The organism is Nocardioides sp. 616 (assembly GCF_002930065.1).
GTDB lineage: Bacteria > Actinomycetota > Actinomycetes > Propionibacteriales > Nocardioidaceae > Nocardioides > Nocardioides houyundeii.
The window spans coordinates 193,822-208,454 of sequence record NZ_POAG01000022.1; the positions used below are offsets into that span (position 1 = coordinate 193,822).

General features: G+C 72.5%; 15 protein-coding genes. 7 read left to right on the forward strand and 8 right to left on the reverse strand.

Features of this window, described 5'->3' with window-relative positions; all coding sequences use genetic code 11:
* Positions 1–43 precede the first annotated feature (43 nt).
* The 4 genes from C5H89_RS15790 to ilvA are packed head-to-tail and all read left to right on the forward strand — an operon-like array spanning position 44 to position 5,268.
* Entirely contained in the window at positions 44–1,216 is a 1,173-nt protein-coding gene (locus tag C5H89_RS15790) for a cystathionine gamma-synthase (RefSeq protein ID WP_104107927.1), read from the forward strand.
* A gap of 4 nt (positions 1,217–1,220) precedes the next feature.
* The gene (locus tag C5H89_RS15795; protein WP_104107928.1) at positions 1,221–2,606 is read left to right on the forward strand and encodes a glutamate mutase L; all 1,386 of its coding nucleotides are present in this window, start codon (positions 1,221–1,223) and stop codon (positions 2,604–2,606) included.
* Between the two features lie 9 nt (positions 2,607–2,615).
* Positions 2,616–4,043: an AI-2E family transporter gene (locus C5H89_RS15800; RefSeq protein WP_240181901.1), complete on the forward strand. Its 1,428-nt coding sequence runs from the start codon at positions 2,616–2,618 to the stop codon at positions 4,041–4,043.
* Positions 4,036–5,268 carry a threonine ammonia-lyase gene (gene ilvA, locus C5H89_RS15805; RefSeq protein WP_104108004.1) on the forward strand — a complete coding sequence of 411 codons (1,233 nt, stop codon included), beginning with the start codon at positions 4,036–4,038 and terminating at the stop codon, positions 5,266–5,268. Before C5H89_RS15800 ends, ilvA begins: the two co-directional genes overlap by 8 nt.
* A gap of 139 nt (positions 5,269–5,407) precedes the next feature.
* Here the strand turns inward: ilvA and greA are convergent, their stop codons facing one another.
* Positions 5,408–5,905: a transcription elongation factor GreA gene (greA, locus tag C5H89_RS15810; RefSeq protein WP_101523702.1), complete on the reverse strand. Its 498-nt coding sequence runs from the start codon at positions 5,903–5,905 to the stop codon at positions 5,408–5,410.
* Positions 5,906–6,053: 148 nt separating this feature from the next.
* Complete coding sequence (locus tag C5H89_RS15815; protein ID WP_162799414.1) at positions 6,054–6,449, reverse strand: DUF4307 domain-containing protein; 396 nt, start codon at positions 6,447–6,449, stop codon at positions 6,054–6,056.
* 30 nt (positions 6,450–6,479) lie between these two features.
* Here C5H89_RS15815 and mca point away from each other — a divergent pair, with 30 nt between their 5' ends.
* On the forward strand, positions 6,480–7,364 hold the full coding sequence (gene mca, locus C5H89_RS15820) for a mycothiol conjugate amidase Mca (protein WP_101523704.1): 885 nt from the start codon (positions 6,480–6,482) through the stop codon (positions 7,362–7,364).
* Between the two features lie 12 nt (positions 7,365–7,376).
* Complete coding sequence (locus tag C5H89_RS15825) at positions 7,377–7,655, forward strand: hypothetical protein (protein WP_104107930.1); 279 nt, start codon at positions 7,377–7,379, stop codon at positions 7,653–7,655.
* 9 nt (positions 7,656–7,664) lie between these two features.
* Here C5H89_RS15825 and C5H89_RS15830 read toward each other — a convergent pair whose 3' ends face one another.
* On the reverse strand, positions 7,665–8,282 hold the full coding sequence (locus C5H89_RS15830) for a class I SAM-dependent methyltransferase (protein ID WP_104107931.1): 618 nt from the start codon (positions 8,280–8,282) through the stop codon (positions 7,665–7,667).
* A gap of 67 nt (positions 8,283–8,349) precedes the next feature.
* Here C5H89_RS15830 and C5H89_RS15835 point away from each other — a divergent pair, with 67 nt between their 5' ends.
* On the forward strand, positions 8,350–8,625 hold the full coding sequence (locus C5H89_RS15835; protein WP_240181902.1) for a GlsB/YeaQ/YmgE family stress response membrane protein: 276 nt from the start codon (positions 8,350–8,352) through the stop codon (positions 8,623–8,625).
* 131 nt (positions 8,626–8,756) lie between these two features.
* On the opposite strand, the gene C5H89_RS15840 is transcribed toward C5H89_RS15835, so the two are convergent.
* The 5 genes from C5H89_RS15840 to C5H89_RS15860 form a co-directional block, all read right to left on the reverse strand.
* Positions 8,757–9,332, reverse strand: coding sequence for a 1-acyl-sn-glycerol-3-phosphate acyltransferase (locus C5H89_RS15840; RefSeq protein WP_240181903.1), 576 nt, complete (start codon positions 9,330–9,332; stop codon positions 8,757–8,759).
* 112 nt (positions 9,333–9,444) lie between these two features.
* The gene (locus C5H89_RS15845; protein ID WP_104107932.1) at positions 9,445–10,656 is read right to left on the reverse strand and encodes an acetyl-CoA C-acetyltransferase; all 1,212 of its coding nucleotides are present in this window, start codon (positions 10,654–10,656) and stop codon (positions 9,445–9,447) included.
* 121 nt (positions 10,657–10,777) lie between these two features.
* A complete protein-coding gene (locus tag C5H89_RS15850; RefSeq protein WP_104107933.1) occupies positions 10,778–12,457 on the reverse strand; it encodes a copper resistance protein CopC in 1,680 nt (559 codons plus the stop codon).
* Positions 12,454–13,125 (reverse strand): YcnI family protein, encoded by a 672-nt coding sequence (locus C5H89_RS15855; RefSeq protein WP_104107934.1) that lies wholly within the window; start codon positions 13,123–13,125, stop codon positions 12,454–12,456. Before C5H89_RS15855 ends, C5H89_RS15850 begins: the two co-directional genes overlap by 4 nt.
* Before the next feature lie 27 nt (positions 13,126–13,152).
* Complete coding sequence (locus tag C5H89_RS15860) at positions 13,153–14,613, reverse strand: protein adenylyltransferase SelO (protein WP_104108007.1); 1,461 nt, start codon at positions 14,611–14,613, stop codon at positions 13,153–13,155.
* Between the last annotated feature and the right edge of the window lie 20 nt (positions 14,614–14,633).

Sequence of the window (14,633 nt, forward strand, 5' to 3'; positions counted from 1 at the left end):
GATCCGTTCCCGGCCCGTGGCCGGTGGCGTCTAGGCTCGGGGCGTGACCCAGTCCAGCAGCAGTGAGCACACCGCCAAGTCCGGGTTCGCCACGCGGGCCATCCACGCCGGCTACGAGCCCGACGAGATGACCGGGGCGGTGATCCCACCGATCTACGCCACCAGCACCTACAAGCAGGACGGCGTGGGCGGCCTGCGCGGCGGGTACGAGTACAGCCGCTCCGCGAACCCGACCCGCACCGCGCTCGAGGGCGCGCTGGCGGCCGTGGAGGAGGGGGAGCGCGGGTTCGCGTTCGCCTCCGGCCTGGCGGCCGAGGACACCGTGGTCCGGGCGCTGTGCCGTCCCGGGGACCACGTGGTGCTGCCCGACGACGCCTACGGTGGCACCTTCCGGCTCTTCGACAAGGTCGAGAAGGTCTGGGGCCTGGACCTGAGCCCGGCTCCGGTCTCCGACGTGGACGCGGTCCGCGCGGCGATCCAGCCCGGCCGCACCAAGCTGGTGTGGGTGGAGACCCCCACCAACCCGATGCTCAACATCGCCGACATCGAGGCGTTGGCGGCCGTCGCCCACGAGGCCGGGGCGCTGCTGGTGGTCGACAACACCTTCGCCTCGCCGTACCTCCAGCAGCCGCTGACCCTGGGTGCCGACGTGGTGGTCCACTCGACCACCAAGTACGTCGGCGGGCACTCCGACGTGGTCGGCGGGGCGCTGGTGGTGCGCGACCTCGAGGTCGCCGAGGCGATCGCCTTCCACCAGAACGCGATGGGCGCGGTGGCCGGCCCCTTCGACTGCTTCCTGACCCACCGCGGCCTGAAGACGCTGGCGGTGCGGATGGACAAGCACTGCGACAACGCCGAGCGGATCGTGGAGTTCCTGGTCTCCCACCCGGCCGTCTCCGAGGTGATCTACCCCGGCCTGCCCGAGCACCCCGGGCACCAGGTCGCGGCCCGCCAGATGAAGCGGTTCGGCGGGATGATCAGCTTCCGGGTCGCCGCGGGCGAGCAGGCCGCGCTGGACGCGTGCGCCAGGGCAGAGGTCTTCACCCTGGGGGAGTCGCTGGGCGGCGTGGAGTCGCTCATCGAGCACCCGGGACGCATGACGCACGCGAGCGTCGCCGGCACCGACCTGGAGGTGCCCGCCGACCTGGTGCGGCTCAGCGTCGGCATCGAGACGTGCGAGGACCTGCTCGCCGACCTCGACCGCGCCCTGGGCTGAGGCGTTGGCTGGCAGGCTGGCCGTCTGCGTCGACTTCGGCTCGACCTTCACCAAGGCGGCCCTGATCGACCTGGTCGAGGCCCGGGTGCTGGCCTCGGCCAGTCACCCCACGACGCTGGGCACCGACGTCCTCGACGGGTACGACGACTGCCTCGCGCAGCTGGCCCGGGTCGACGCGGGTGTCGCCCGGGCCCAGGTGCTGGCCTGCTCCTCGGCCGGCGGCGGACTGCGGATCGCTGTGGTCGGCAACGAGGAGCTGGTCACCGCCGAGGCCGGACGGCGTGTCGCGCTGTCCAGCGGCGGCTCCGTGGTCGCCGTGCTGGCGGCCTCGCGGGCGATGCCGGAGGCCGCCGCCCTGTCCGCGGCGGCTCCGGACGTGGTGCTGCTGACCGGCGGCACCGACGGCGGGAACGCCGAGGCCCTGCTGAGCTGTGCCCGGGCTCTGGTGGCCGCCGGCTGGCGGGGACCGGTGGTGGTCGCCGGCAACGTGGAGGCTCAGCCGGAGGTCGCGGAGATCCTGGGCGCGGCCGGGGTGCCGTCGGTGCGGGCGGCCAACGTGGTGCCCCGGATCGGAGTGCTCACCCCGGAGTCGGCGCGGGCCGCGATCAGGTCGATGTTCCTGAGCCACGTGATCGGAGGCAAGCACCTGTCCGCGCGCGCAGAGTTCACCGCCATGGTGCGCGGGGCCACCCCCGACGTGGTGCTGACCGGGGTGGAGCTGCTGGCGCGAGGCCTCGACGAGGAGCACCCCGGTGCCGGCGACGTGGCGGTGGTCGACGTCGGCGGCGCGACCACCGACGTCTACAGCGTCCTGGAGGTCGACCCCGACTCCGCGCACAGCGGCAGCGCCGGCCTCTCGCGCGAGGTGGTGGCCAGCACCGGGGTGGCCCGCACCGTCGAGGGTGACCTGGGGATGCGCTGGTCCGCGCCCAGCACCGTCGCGGCGGCCGGCCTGGTCGACCTGGTCGAGCCCGCCGCCCGGCGACGGGACGACCCCGGGGCGCTGCCGGGTGACGAGCAGGGCGCGGCCGTCGACGAGGCGATCGCCCGGGCGGCCGTCGGCCTGGCGCTGCGCCGCCACGCCGGCCGCTCCCGGGTGGTGCTCGGCCCACAGGGACGGGTGGTGGAGCGGACCGGGGCCGATCTGCGGGAGGTCGCGCTGCTGGTGACCTCCGGCGGGGTGCTCAGGCACGGGCGACCCGGCGTCGCGCAGCGGGTGCTCGCCGGCAGCACGGGGACCGAGGTGGACGGCGGCTGGCAGCTGCCGGGTGCGCCTCGGGTGGTGGTGGACACCGACTGCCTGCTGGCCTGGACCGGGCTGCTGGCCGGGGACCATCCCGGTACGGCGTACCGGTTGGCGCGTGGCATGTTGCTCGCCCGTGGTGGGTAGCCTGACGCGGTGAGCAACATTTCCGGTCGCAAGACCTTCAGGCTGCGGCGGGACGAGTCCGACGGGACAGGCCTGGACCCGGCCCCTCACGAGGTGCGCGGGGACCTCGGTCCCACCGAGCCCCGGGAGACCTCCGACGCGCACGAGTCCCTGGGCGAGCGGATCACCCAGCAGCTGGCGAGCCAGTGGGCGCTGATCCGCGCCGAGCGGCGCGCCGAGCCGCCGCCGCAGATCGCCACCGGGCCCTCCAACTTCAGTCGGGCCCAGGTGCCGTGGGGCGTCGACCTGGCCGCAGCCTGGTCGTGGCGCTTCGTCGTCATCGCCCTGGCCGGCTACCTGATCGCGCGCACCATCGCCGACTTCGCGGTGGTCACGATGCCGATCGCGATCGCGCTGCTGCTGGCTGCCCTGGTCAGCCCCATGGTGCGGATGCTGTGCAAGATCGGGGTCCCACGATCCCTGTCCACCCTGGGGACGGTCATCTTCACCCTGGGCTTCCTGGGACTGCTCATCACCTTCGCCGGGCAGCAGGTCGCCAACGGTGCCTCGGACCTGGCCGACCAGGTGGTCAAGGGACTGGACGAGATCCGCACCTGGCTGCGGGACGGGCCGCTGCAGGCCAGCGACAGCCAGATCAACGACTACATCGAAGAGACCCAGAACGCGATCACCAACCAGAGCAAGGACGGCGCGCTCGGCCGCGTCGGCTCGGTCGGGTCCGCCCTGAGCCACGTCGCGGCCGGCTTCTTCATCGTGCTCTTCGGGACGTACTTCTTCCTCGCCGACGGCGAGCGGATCTGGGCGTGGCTGGTGCGCCTGGCCCCGCGCGCCGCGCGGGAGCACGTGGACAACTCCGGCCGTGTGGCCTGGGTCTCGCTGACCATGTTCGTGCGGGCCACGGTGCTCGTGGCCCTCGCCGACGCGGTGGGCGTGATGATCGTGGCCGCCGTGCTCGGGGTGCCGTTCATCCTCGCCATCGGCGTGCTGGTCTTCCTGGGGGCGTTCGTGCCGATGATCGGCGCGACCGTCGCGGGCACCGTCGCCGTCCTGGTGGCCCTGGTGGACCAGGGGCCGGTCACCGCGCTGCTGATGCTGGGCGGGGTGGTCCTGGTGCAGCAGATCGAGGGCCACGTGCTGCAGCCGTTCCTGATGGGACGCTTCGTCTCCCTGCACCCGCTCGGGGTCATCATCGCGCTGGCTTGCGGCATCATCGTGGCCGGCATCGCCGGTGCCCTGGTCGCGGTCCCACTGGCCGCGGCGGTGAACGCCGTGGTCCAGTACCTGGCCAACGACACCGACCTGGGGGAGCCGGATCCCGAGGACGCGTTGACGCAGGACATAGGCGAGGCAAGGGCCGAGGGGCGTGCCGCGGAGCCGGTCCCCGCGGTCACCTCCCCGGTGGGCGACGACGGTGGCAGGGACGGTGCGGATGGCTGAGGGCCAGACTCCCGGCAGCCCGGGCCAGGTGAGCCTCGAGGACATCGAGGAGGCCGCGCTCACCCTGGCCGGCGTCGCGGTGCGGACCCCGATGGAGGAGTCCCGCTGGCTCTCCGGACTGGTCGGCGGGCCGGTCAGCCTCAAGTGCGAGAACCTCCAGCGCACCGGCTCGTTCAAGGCCCGCGGCGCCTACGTGCGCATGGCCCGGCTCACCGACGCCGAGCGCGCCCGGGGCGTGGTCGCCGCCTCCGCGGGCAACCACGCCCAGGGGGTGGCGCTCGCCGCCCAGACCCTGGGCATCAGGGCGACCGTCTTCATGCCGGAGGGGGCGCCGATCCCCAAGGAGAACGCGACCCGCGGGTACGGCGCCGAGGTGGTCTTCGCGGGCCGGTACCTCGAGGACGCGCTCGTCGCCGCCGGACGCTTCGCCGAGGAGACCGGGGCGGTGCTCATCCACCCCTTCGACCACGTCGACGTGGTGGCCGGGCAGGGCACGTGCGGCCTCGAGATCATGGAGCAGGCCCCCGAGGCCAGGACGGTGCTGGTGCCGACCGGCGGCGGCGGGCTGCTGGCGGGGATCGCGATCGCGATCAAGGCCAGGCACCCCGATGTCCGGGTGGTCGGCGTGCAGGCCGAGCACGCCGCTGCCTTCCCCGGCTCGCTCGCCGCGGGAGCCCCGGTGGCGCTGGGGGAGATGCGCACCATGGCCGACGGCATCGCGGTCGGCCTGCCGGGGGCGATCACCTTCGCCGCGATCCGCGACCTGGTCGACGACGTGGTCACGGTCTCGGAGGAGTCGCTGTCCCGGGCGCTGCTGGCCCTGGTGGAGCGGGCCAAGATGGTGGTCGAGCCCGCCGGTGCCGTGGCGGTCGCGGCGCTCCTGGACGCCCCGAGGGCCTTCGAGACGCCGGTCGTCGCGGTGCTCTCAGGGGGCAACATCGACCCGCTGCTGCTGGGCAAGGTGATCCGCCACGGCCTCGCCGCCGCCGGTCGCTTCCTCTACCTGCGGGTGATCATCGGGGACCGGCCCGGCGGCTTGGCCAGCCTGCTCGCCGAGGTCAGCGCCGCCGGCGGCAACGTGCTCGAGGTGGCTCACGAACGGACCTCTCCCCGGTTGGCGCTCGACGAGGTCGAGGTGCGGCTCCAGCTCGAGACGCGCGGGGGACCGCACACCGAGCAGCTGCTCGCCCGCCTGCGTGAGCGGGGCTACCGGGTCGAGGAGTGACCCCCGGCGTACGTCGTACGCCGCCGCCGCCACTGCGCATGTGCACCGGTGGGGTGGCTCCGGGGCGCCGCCTCCGCGCGAAATGGACGAACGGCGCCGGGATCACCCGGCGCCGTTCGGTGGTGCGAAAGAGCAGGACTCAGCCGGTGTAGGGCTTGGCGTCGATGATCTCGACGCTGACGTCCTTGCCGTTGGGCGCCTCGTAGGTGACGGTGTCACCCTTCTTCTTGCCGTTGATGGCGGCACCGAGGGCCGACTGCGGGGAGTAGACGGTCAGGCCGTCCTCCTCCATCTCGCGGGCGCCGAACAGGAAGGTCTCGTCCTCGCCGAAGTCCACGAACTTCACCGTGACCTTCATGCCCTGCTCCACCACGCCGTCGTCGGCGGGGGTCTCGCCCACCTCGGCGCGGCGGAGCATGTCCTCAAGCTGACGGATCCGGGCCTCCTGCTTGCCCTGCTCGTCCTTGGCGGCGTGATAGCCGCCGTTCTCCTTCAGGTCGCCCTCGTCTCGGGCAGCGCTGATCTTCTCGATGATCTCCTGGCGCTTCGGCCCCTTGAGGTCATCGAGCTCAGTCTGCAGCTTGTCGTAGGCGTCCTGGGTCAACCAGATGGTGGACTGGTCGGTCGACTGGGTCATGGCTCCACTCCTGTTTGGGCAAAAGCAAAACCCGCCGGGCTCGTCGCGCTGGGTTCGCGACCGGTGCCTTTGGAGCCCTGCGGGTGTCAGATTGACTAACGACTGTAGCAACCTTGGCGCAGAAAGGCTCAGCGACGACGAGAAAGGCTCAGCGTCGGCGCGACTGACCCTCGGCACGACAGCCTACGTTCTCCACGCTGGTCGCCCGCCGCTCGGTCCGGACCGTCACCGTCTGGACGCCGTCGACGGGCGCGAACGAGAGCTCCCCGACGGTCGCCTTGTCCTCGGACAGTGCGCGGAGCAGGCAGTCGGCCTCCTCGACGTCGTCGAGGTCGACTTCGACGCTGACCTCCATCGTGTGGTCGTCGACCACGTCGAAGCCGACGATCCCGGACCGCACCGAGGGGTTGCCGTGGAACAGCGCGGCCCAGGCGAGCCAGACGCCGAACACCACGGCCAGCACCACGGTCGCGACGATGGCCACGAGACGCCGTCGCGGCGACGGGGCGCCGTAGCGCTCAGCGAGCTCTGCCGGTGATGTCACGCCATCAAGGGTGCCACCTAGACTTCCGCCATGCCCGACCACCCCCGCGCCGGCCTTCGCCTGATGCACGTGCACGCCCACCCCGACGACGAGTCGAGCAAGGGCGCCGCCTCCACCGCCAAGTACGTCGCCGAAGGTGTCGACGTCCACGTGGTGACCTGCACCGGCGGTGAGCGCGGCTCCATCCTGAATCCCAAGATGGACCGCCCCGACATCCTCGCCAACATGACCGAGATCCGCCGCCAGGAGATGGAGCGCGCCCGCGACATCCTCGGCGTCCGCCAGGACTGGCTCGGCTTCGTCGACTCCGGCTGGCCCGAGGGCGACCCCAAGCCGCCCCTGCCCGAGGGATGCTTCGGGCTGGTGACCCCGGAGGAGGGCGCGGCGCCCCTGGTGCGGCTGATCCGCCAGTTCCGTCCGCACGTGATGACCACGTACGACGAGAACGGCGGCTACCCGCACCCGGACCACATCAAGTGCCACGAGGTCTCCGTCGAGGCGTTCCACGCCGCGGGGGACCCGGAGCGCTACCCCGAGGCCGGTGAGCCCTGGCAGCCGCTGAAGCTCTACTACCACCACGGGTTCAACCGCCCCAAGAGCGTCGCCCTGCACGAGGCGATGCTGGCGCACGGCCTGGAGTCGCCGTACGCCGAGCGGCTGGAGAAGTGGGAGGCGAACCCGGAGTGGGACGAGCGGATCACCACCCGCGTCCCGTGCGCCGACTACTTCGGCGTCCGGGACCAGGCGCTGCTGGCCCACGCCACGCAGATCGACCCCGACGGTGCCTGGTTCGCGGTCCCGCGGAGCATCCAGGAGGAGGTCTGGCCCACCGAGGACTACGAGCTGGTGGTGAGCCACGTCCCCACCCAGCTCCCCGAGGACGACCTCTTCGCCGGCATCTCTGGGTGGGCCTGAGAGACTGGCGCCATGCTTGACCTCTTCGACGCCAACCTGGTCTCCCACGTCATCGACGTCGTCCGTCTCGTCGACGACCCGCAGCCCGAGGACACCGAGGTCAAGGCCGGCTGGACCGCCCTCATCGTGTGGCTGCTGATGGCGCTCGCGGTGGCACTGCTCGCCTGGAGCCTCATCCGCCAGCTGCGCCGGACCAACGCCAACCGGGACGCCGGCGTCTTCGGCGACGAGCCCGTGTCGCGATCGAAGGACGACCAGCAGCGCGAGGACGAGCGGCCCGAGGGCCAGTGATCTGCGACCTCAGCGCCGGGTGACCCTGAGCAGGGCGTCCCAGGCGGTGCGGTCCTGCTGGCCCCGGTGCGGCTCGTCGCCCTCGGGAGCGGCGACCCGGCGCGCCACCCGGTCGGCGCGCAGCACCTCGAGGTCGAACCCGTCCAGGTCGGCCAGCAGATCCTCGGCCGTCATCAGCACCGAGGCGTCCTGCGGCCCGCCAGTGCCCTCGGTGAGGTTGGTGGCGTCATGGGCGACCACGAGCAGCGTGCCGCCTGCCGCCAGGGACGAGAAGGCGTTGCGGATCGCGGCGCGCCGGGCCGCCGCCGGCAGCTGGAGGTAGGCCAGCACCACCAGGTCCACCGGCACGGACGAGACCCACGTGGTGGCGTCGGCGCAGACCCAGGAGACCGGGAGGTCGCCTGCCAGCTGTCGCCCCTTCTCGAGCCCGACGAGCGAGAAGTCCACCGCAGTCACCCGCCACCCGCGCTCGGCCAGCCAGAGCGCGTTGCGCCCCTCACCTGCACCCAGGTCGACCGCGCGGCCCGGCTGGAGGTCGCTGAGCTCAGCGGCGACGAACTCGTTGGGGCCGGCGCGCCAGACCAGCCCGTGCTCGGCGTACCGCGCGTCCCAGTGGTGACGGTCCATCAGGCCACGCTAGCGGCGATGCGTGCGGGCACGTTTGGTCCAGCATCGCTGCGGGTAAAGGAGGTCCATGATCTTTCAAATTCTTGGTCTTCTCGTGGTCGGTCTCATCATCGGCGCGCTCGCTCGGCTGCTGAAGCCGGGCAAGCAGACCCTCAGCCTGGTCGGCACCATGATCCTCGGTGTTGTCGGCGCCATCATCGGTGGCCTGATCGGCGGCCTCTTCAACGACAGCACCAACCCGTTCGAGCTCAACTTCCTCGGCTTCATCTTCGCCGTGATCGCAGCCGTGCTGCTGGTCGGTGTCGCTGAGGCCGTCCTGGGCAAGAAGAAGCACTCCGTCTGAGCCGGTGACTCCGGGGTCCGCCCCGGGTCGCCGTCCGACGTCGGTGGCCGCGCAACCCTTCCGGGTGCGCGGCCATCCGGCATTTCGGGGGAGTCGGCCTGCCGTCATCGGTCATCCCCCGCGCCGAGGCGTCAGCTCTGCTCGGACGTGAGCTCCTCGCGCAGCCGGGGCTCGGTGCGCAGCTCCGGGTGGATCCCTCGCTTGTCGGAGTAGAACTCCCGGATCCGGTCCATGTCGGCTCGCACGTCGCCGGTCAGGGTGAACGTCGGCCCGAAGCCGACGGTGCGGCTGGGTCCGTCGATGTAGCCCAGCGACACCGGGAGTCCGGTGTCCTGGGCCAGGCGGTAGAAGCCGCTCTTCCAGTAGGCGCTGCGCTCCCGGGTGCCCTCGGCGGCGATGGCGATGAGGAAGGACTCGTCCCGGGCCGCGTGGGCGGCTAGGTCACCCACCACCTGCGAGGCGTTGTCCCGGTCCACGGGGATGCCCCCGGTCGCCTTCATCAGCCACCCCAGGGGGCCCCGGAACAGCTCCCGCTTGATGAGGATCCTGGGCGTCACGTCCTGGGACCAGAGCATCATCAGGGTGGCCACCCAGTCCCAGTTGGACGTGTGCGGAGCGCCGACCATGATCCCGGTGCGCGGGACCTGGCCCACGACGCGCCAGCGGGCGACGCGCAGCAGGGTGCGGGCCAGGGTTCGGCGGATCACGTGTTCACCATCTTCGACATGCTCTGCACCCTAGTGCTGGGACGTCGGGCGCCGGGCACCCTGGCGCGGTGCCGGGCCACGACCGACCGGACGTCGGGAGACACGATCGTGTTCAGCGGACCGCCTCGAAGATGGCGGCCAGGCCTTGCCCACCGCCGATGCACATGGACTCCAGGACGTAGCGACTCTCGCGGCGCTGGGCCTCCCGGGCCATCGTGGCAAGGATCCGGGCGCCCGTTGCCCCTACGGGGTGTCCCAGCGAGATACCGGAGCCAAGGGGGTTGAGGCGCTCGTCCTCGGCGTCGATCTTCCACTCCCGCAGGCAGGCCAGCACCTGGGAGGCGAACGCCTCGTTGACCTCGATCAGGTCGATGTCGGCCAGGGTGAGACCCGCCCGCTCCAGCGCGGCCGTGGTGGCCGGTACTGGTCCGATACCCATGATCTCAGGGCCGACCCCGGCGACCGCCCAGGACCGGAGTGCCAGCAGCGGGCGCAGTCCGCGTCGCTCCGCCTCGGCGCGGGTGGTGACCACGCACATCGCGGCGCCGTCGTTCTGCCCGCTGGCATTGCCGGCCGTGACGGTCGAGGCCGGATCGATGCCTCGGCGAAGAGCCTTGAGCCGGCCCAGGGACTCGGCCGTGGTGTCGGCACGCGGGTGCTCGTCGGTGTCCACGATCCTGTCGGGGGTCCCGCGGCTGCCGGGGAGCGTCACCGGGACCAGCTCGTCGTCGAAGAGGCCGGCTTCCTGAGCGGCCACCGCACGCTGCTGTGAGCGGGCGGCGTACTCGTCCTGCTCCTCGCGGCCGATGGCGTAGTGGGCGCGCAGGTTCTCGGCGGTCTCGAGCATCCCGCCCGGCACGGGGTGCCGCCTGCCGCCGGCAGTCTGGCGAGCCCGGTCGAGCCGGTCCAGCAGCTGGACGCCTCCGTTGCCCACGCCCTGGCGGAGCAGCGCGTAGTGCTCGACCTGCGACATCGACTCTGCGCCGCCGGCCACCACCAGCGACGCGGCGCCTCCGGCGACCTGGCCGGCGGCGTAGAGCACTGCCTGCAGCCCGGAGCCGCAGCGACGGTCGATCTGGAGTCCGGGGACGCCGGTGCCTAGGCCCGCGTCGAGCGCGGCGATCCGGCCGATGGCCGGGTTCTCGCCGCTGGGGTAGCAGTTGCCCAGGATGACGTCGTCAACGTCGCCCTCGACCAGACCCGTCCGCCGTACCAGCTCCGCGAGCACCGTGGAGGCGAGGTCGACGGCACTCGCAGCGGCCAAAGCGCCGCCCTGCCGGCCCACCGGAGTACGGATCGGCTCGCAGATAACGACATCGCTCATGGCTGCACGTTAGGGGAGTCCCATGAAATCTGCCGTGACGCCGGGTTCGAGCCGCGAGTCGTGCCTGAGATGGAGGAGGCCTCGACCCTGGTGACCTTCGTGAAGCACGTCGCGCCCTGGTTCAGCCGGTCCCCGGAGCATCGGGGACGTCCAGCTCCAACGTGGTGACCGGGTTCTCGAACTGCCCCACCCGCAGCCCCAGCTGCAGCTCCCAGTCGCCGCCCCGCGGCAGCAGCACCAGCGCCTCCCACTTGCCCGGTCGGTCGCTGCGCAACGGCACGGCACCGAGATCGAACTCCGAGGAGCGCAGCTCCACGTCGGGGCGCCCCACCTGGTCCGCCGACCGGCCCTCGGTGTGGACGGTCGAGACGACCAGCGTGTTGCCGCCCGAGGTGCCGGGGGTGAGCAGCACCTCCACCTCCACGCCTCCGAGCTGGAGCGTGCGGGAGATCGGCACCGGAGCGGCCGGGGCTCCGGGGGGCTCGGACGGCGCCCGACCCACCAGGAACCCCGTGACCACGAGGAGCACGACCAGGAGAGCCAGCTCGGCGAGCACGGTACGTCGTACCAGGGCCCCCGCGCTCGGATCCCCGAAGGGGGAGCGACGCACCCGGGGCAGCAACCGGAACCGGTTGAAGGCGGCCACCGCGGCCACCGCGAGCCCCAGGGCCACCTTGACCAGCAGCAGGGTGCCGTAGGTGGTCTCCACCAGCGCCGACCACGACCCGAGGATGCGCCAGGCCAGCAGCACACCCGCCACAGCCACGGCCAGCACCAGGGGGCCGGCGACCGCGGAGAACCGGGCGAGCACCTCCGCGTCGCGCCGCGACGAGACGTCGGAGGTGCCCGAGCGGAGCGTCAGCGTCAGCCCGGCGAGGCCGCCCAGCCAGATTGCGCCGGCGGCCAGGTGCAGCACGTCGGCGCCCAGCACCAGCGGGGCTGGGCCGTAGGACCGGGTGTGCCCGACCAGGGCCGGGGCGCACACGGCGAGCGCCGCGCAGGTCAGCAGCAGGGCCGAGCGGCGCGGGCCGGGCGGAGTCGAGCCGAACACCGCCGCCGCGGTGACCAGGGCGGCAGCCAGCAGGAGGGCCGAGCCGAGCTCCTTGCGCACCAGCGAGGCGTCGAACGAGGTCAGGACGGCGTCCAGCTCCAGTCCCTGGGCGTACAGGCCCGCGACCGCCACGCCCACCGCGGCGCCGACCAGCGCCAGTGCCACGGCCAGCCGGAGCAACCGGCGGACGCGCGCCAGGAGCAGCCGGCCGGCGTACCGACGGGGGAGCACGAGGACGACGAAGACGACCAACCCTGCGCTGGTCAGCAGGCCCAGGTACGTGGCCCAGGAGGCGACCGCCTGGGTGCTGGTGACGGTCGCCGAGGACTCCGCCGGCGGGGGCGGAGGACGCACCGAGGCGCTGCGCTCGCCCACGGAGAACGTCAGGGAGCCCGAGATCGGGTGGCCGTCGGAGGAGACCACGAACCAGGCCACCACGTAGGTGCCACGCGCCAGCCGGTCCTCGAAGACCACCCTGACCTGCCCATCGGCGGTGGAGGCGGACGAGGCGACGACGCTGCCCTGTGCGTCGTACGTCGTGACGCGCCTGCTGGTGAGCAGCACCGGCTCGCTGAACGAGAGCGTCACCTGCTCGGGGGCCTCGGGCAGCACCGTGCCGGAGACCGGGTCGGTGCCCACTAGCTGGGCGTGCGCCCAGGCCGGCGAGGCCGCCAGCAGACAGAGGAGCAGCGCGGCCGCGGCGGCCAGCAGAGCCGGCCACCGGCGCAGTGTGAGGCCCTGGGTGCTCACTCGGGAACGGCGCCCGGCTGCCTGCGGGCCTGGGCGAAGGCGAGTCCCCCCAGGAGCAGCCCGAGCATGCCGGCGGCGAAGCCGATCCAGGCGACGACCTCGGAGGAGTTCGAGGCCGACCCGGTGGCCGACCCGGTGGTGCCCGGTGCGAGGACCTGGACCACCGGCGCCGGGCTCTCCAGCTCCTCGGGGTCCTGCCCGTCCTGGGCCACCTGGATCCAGGCGTTCTCTCCCTGCTCGCAGGTCTGCACGGTCGGGAAGGCCAGTGCCTCACCGACCTGGTCTGGCACCTGGAACGTGAGCTCGACCGTGTCGCGCAGGTCCGAGGCCAGCGGCTCGGTGGCGGTGAACAGCACGGTGTCCACGCGCTCGGTCAGCTCGTTGCCGTGCGCGTCGGTGACCGGCTCGTCCAGCCGGACCACCGTGCGCGAGACGTCCCAGAACGGCGTCCGGGTCGCGGTGACGGAGTTGACTCCCTCGGGCACCTTGACCTCCAGGGCCGTGGTCGCGGAGTCACCGCAGCCGTGGTTCACCCCGACCTGGAGCAGCAGCGTCGTGCCGGCCTGGGCGGTCGAGGGGGTGACGCTGACGTGGGCCGCGGCGGGAGGGGCCGCGAGCAGGACCCCCGCCACGGTCAGAGCGAGACCGGCACGGACGGGGGTCGACATGCCCGCGATGATGGCAGGTCGAGCGCCTCAGGTGCCACAGAAAGTGACGTAGGGACCGAACTGGTCCGGTGCCGGCTCGGCGTACCGCTCGAGGCCGGGTCGTTCGTCGTAGGGCGAGGTGACCGCCTCCAGCAGCCGGTGCACCGGCGCCAGATCGCCCGTGGTGGCCGCGTCGAGGGCCTCCTCCACGAGGTGGTTGCGCGGGATGCGCACCGGGTTCACCCGGTCCATCGCTGCCGCGTCCGGACCCAGGGCCCGCCACCGTGCCAGCCACGCGTCCACCCGGGCCAGGTCGACGACCAGGCTCCGGGCGGCCTCCACCTCGCCGCGGGCGGCCTGCCCCAGGGCACGGAAGAACGAGGTGTGGTCGACGTGGTCGGCCTCCATCAGCCCCAGCAGCTCCTCGACCAGCGCAGTGCTCTCGGCGCCGTCGACACTCGGGGGGAGCCCGATCTTGCGCCGCATGCCGGACAGCAGGGCCTCCACGTACAGCGGCCCGAAGGTGCCCAGGGACTCCACCGCCATGGAGATCGCGATCTCCTGGTCCTCGTGCAGCAGCGGCAGCATGGCCTCGGCGAGACGTGCCAGGTTCCACTCCGCGGCGGCCGGCTGGTTGCCGTAGGCATAGCGGCCACCCTCGTCGATCGAGCTGTGTACCGTGGCCGGGTCGTAGGCCTCCATGAAGGCGCACGGACCGTAGTCGATGGTCTCGCCGGAGATCGTCATGTTGTCGGTGTTCATCACCCCGTGCACGAAACCCACGAGCATCCACTTCGCCACCAGCTGCGCCTGGGCGGCCACCACCGCCTCGTAGAGCGCCCGCGGCGGGTGCTCGGCGTCGCGGGCGGAGGGGTGGTGGCGCTGGATCGCGGCGTCACTGAGACGGCGCAGCAGGTCGAGGTCGTCCAGGCCTCGGGCGTACTGGAAGGTGCCGACCCGCAGGTGGCTGGCCGCGACCCGGGTCAGCACAGCACCGGGCAGCACCGTCTCGCGTCGTACGCCCTTGCCGGTGGCGACCACCGCCAGGGAGCGGGTGGTCGGGATGCCCAGCGCGTGCATCGCCTCGCTCACCACGTACTCGCGCAGCATCGGACCGACGGCGGCGAGCCCGTCCCCGCCGCGGGCGAACGGAGTGCGTCCGGAGCCCTTGAGGTGGAGGTCGCGCAGCCGGCCCTCGGTGTCGGTGAGCTCGCCCAGCAGCAGGGCGCGGCCGTCCCCCAGGCGGGGGGAGTAGCCCCCGAACTGGTGGCCCGCGTAGGCCTGGGCCACCGGACGGGCACCGGGCGGCACCGAGCGGCCCAGGAGGAAGTCCACCCCCTCGGGAGTGCGGAGCTGGTCGGGGTCCAGGCCCAGCTCGGTGGCGAGCGGCTCGTTCAGCGTCAGGAGCGTCGGGGCGGGGGCCTCCTCGGCCTGCCAGGGCAGGGCCAGCTCGGGCAGCGTGTCCGCGAACGAGGTGGTGAGAGCGACGGAGAGTGGAGAGGTGGTCACGCCGTCCACGGTACGACCCC

Coding starts and splice junctions, on each gene's coding strand:
- C5H89_RS15855 (WP_104107934.1), bottom strand. CDS start 13,125: ATGTCGACCCCCGTCCGTGCCGGTCTCGCTCTGACCGTGGCGGGGGTC.
- greA (WP_101523702.1), bottom strand. CDS start 5,905: ATGACCCAGTCGACCGACCAGTCCACCATCTGGTTGACCCAGGACGCC.
- C5H89_RS15830 (WP_104107931.1), bottom strand. CDS start 8,282: ATGGACCGTCACCACTGGGACGCGCGGTACGCCGAGCACGGGCTGGTC.
- C5H89_RS15825 (WP_104107930.1), top strand. CDS start 7,377: ATGCTTGACCTCTTCGACGCCAACCTGGTCTCCCACGTCATCGACGTC.
- C5H89_RS15835 (WP_240181902.1), top strand. CDS start 8,350: ATGATCTTTCAAATTCTTGGTCTTCTCGTGGTCGGTCTCATCATCGGC.
- C5H89_RS15845 (WP_104107932.1), bottom strand. CDS start 10,656: ATGAGCGATGTCGTTATCTGCGAGCCGATCCGTACTCCGGTGGGCCGG.
- mca (WP_101523704.1), top strand. CDS start 6,480: ATGCCCGACCACCCCCGCGCCGGCCTTCGCCTGATGCACGTGCACGCC.
- ilvA (WP_104108004.1), top strand. CDS start 4,036: ATGGCTGAGGGCCAGACTCCCGGCAGCCCGGGCCAGGTGAGCCTCGAG.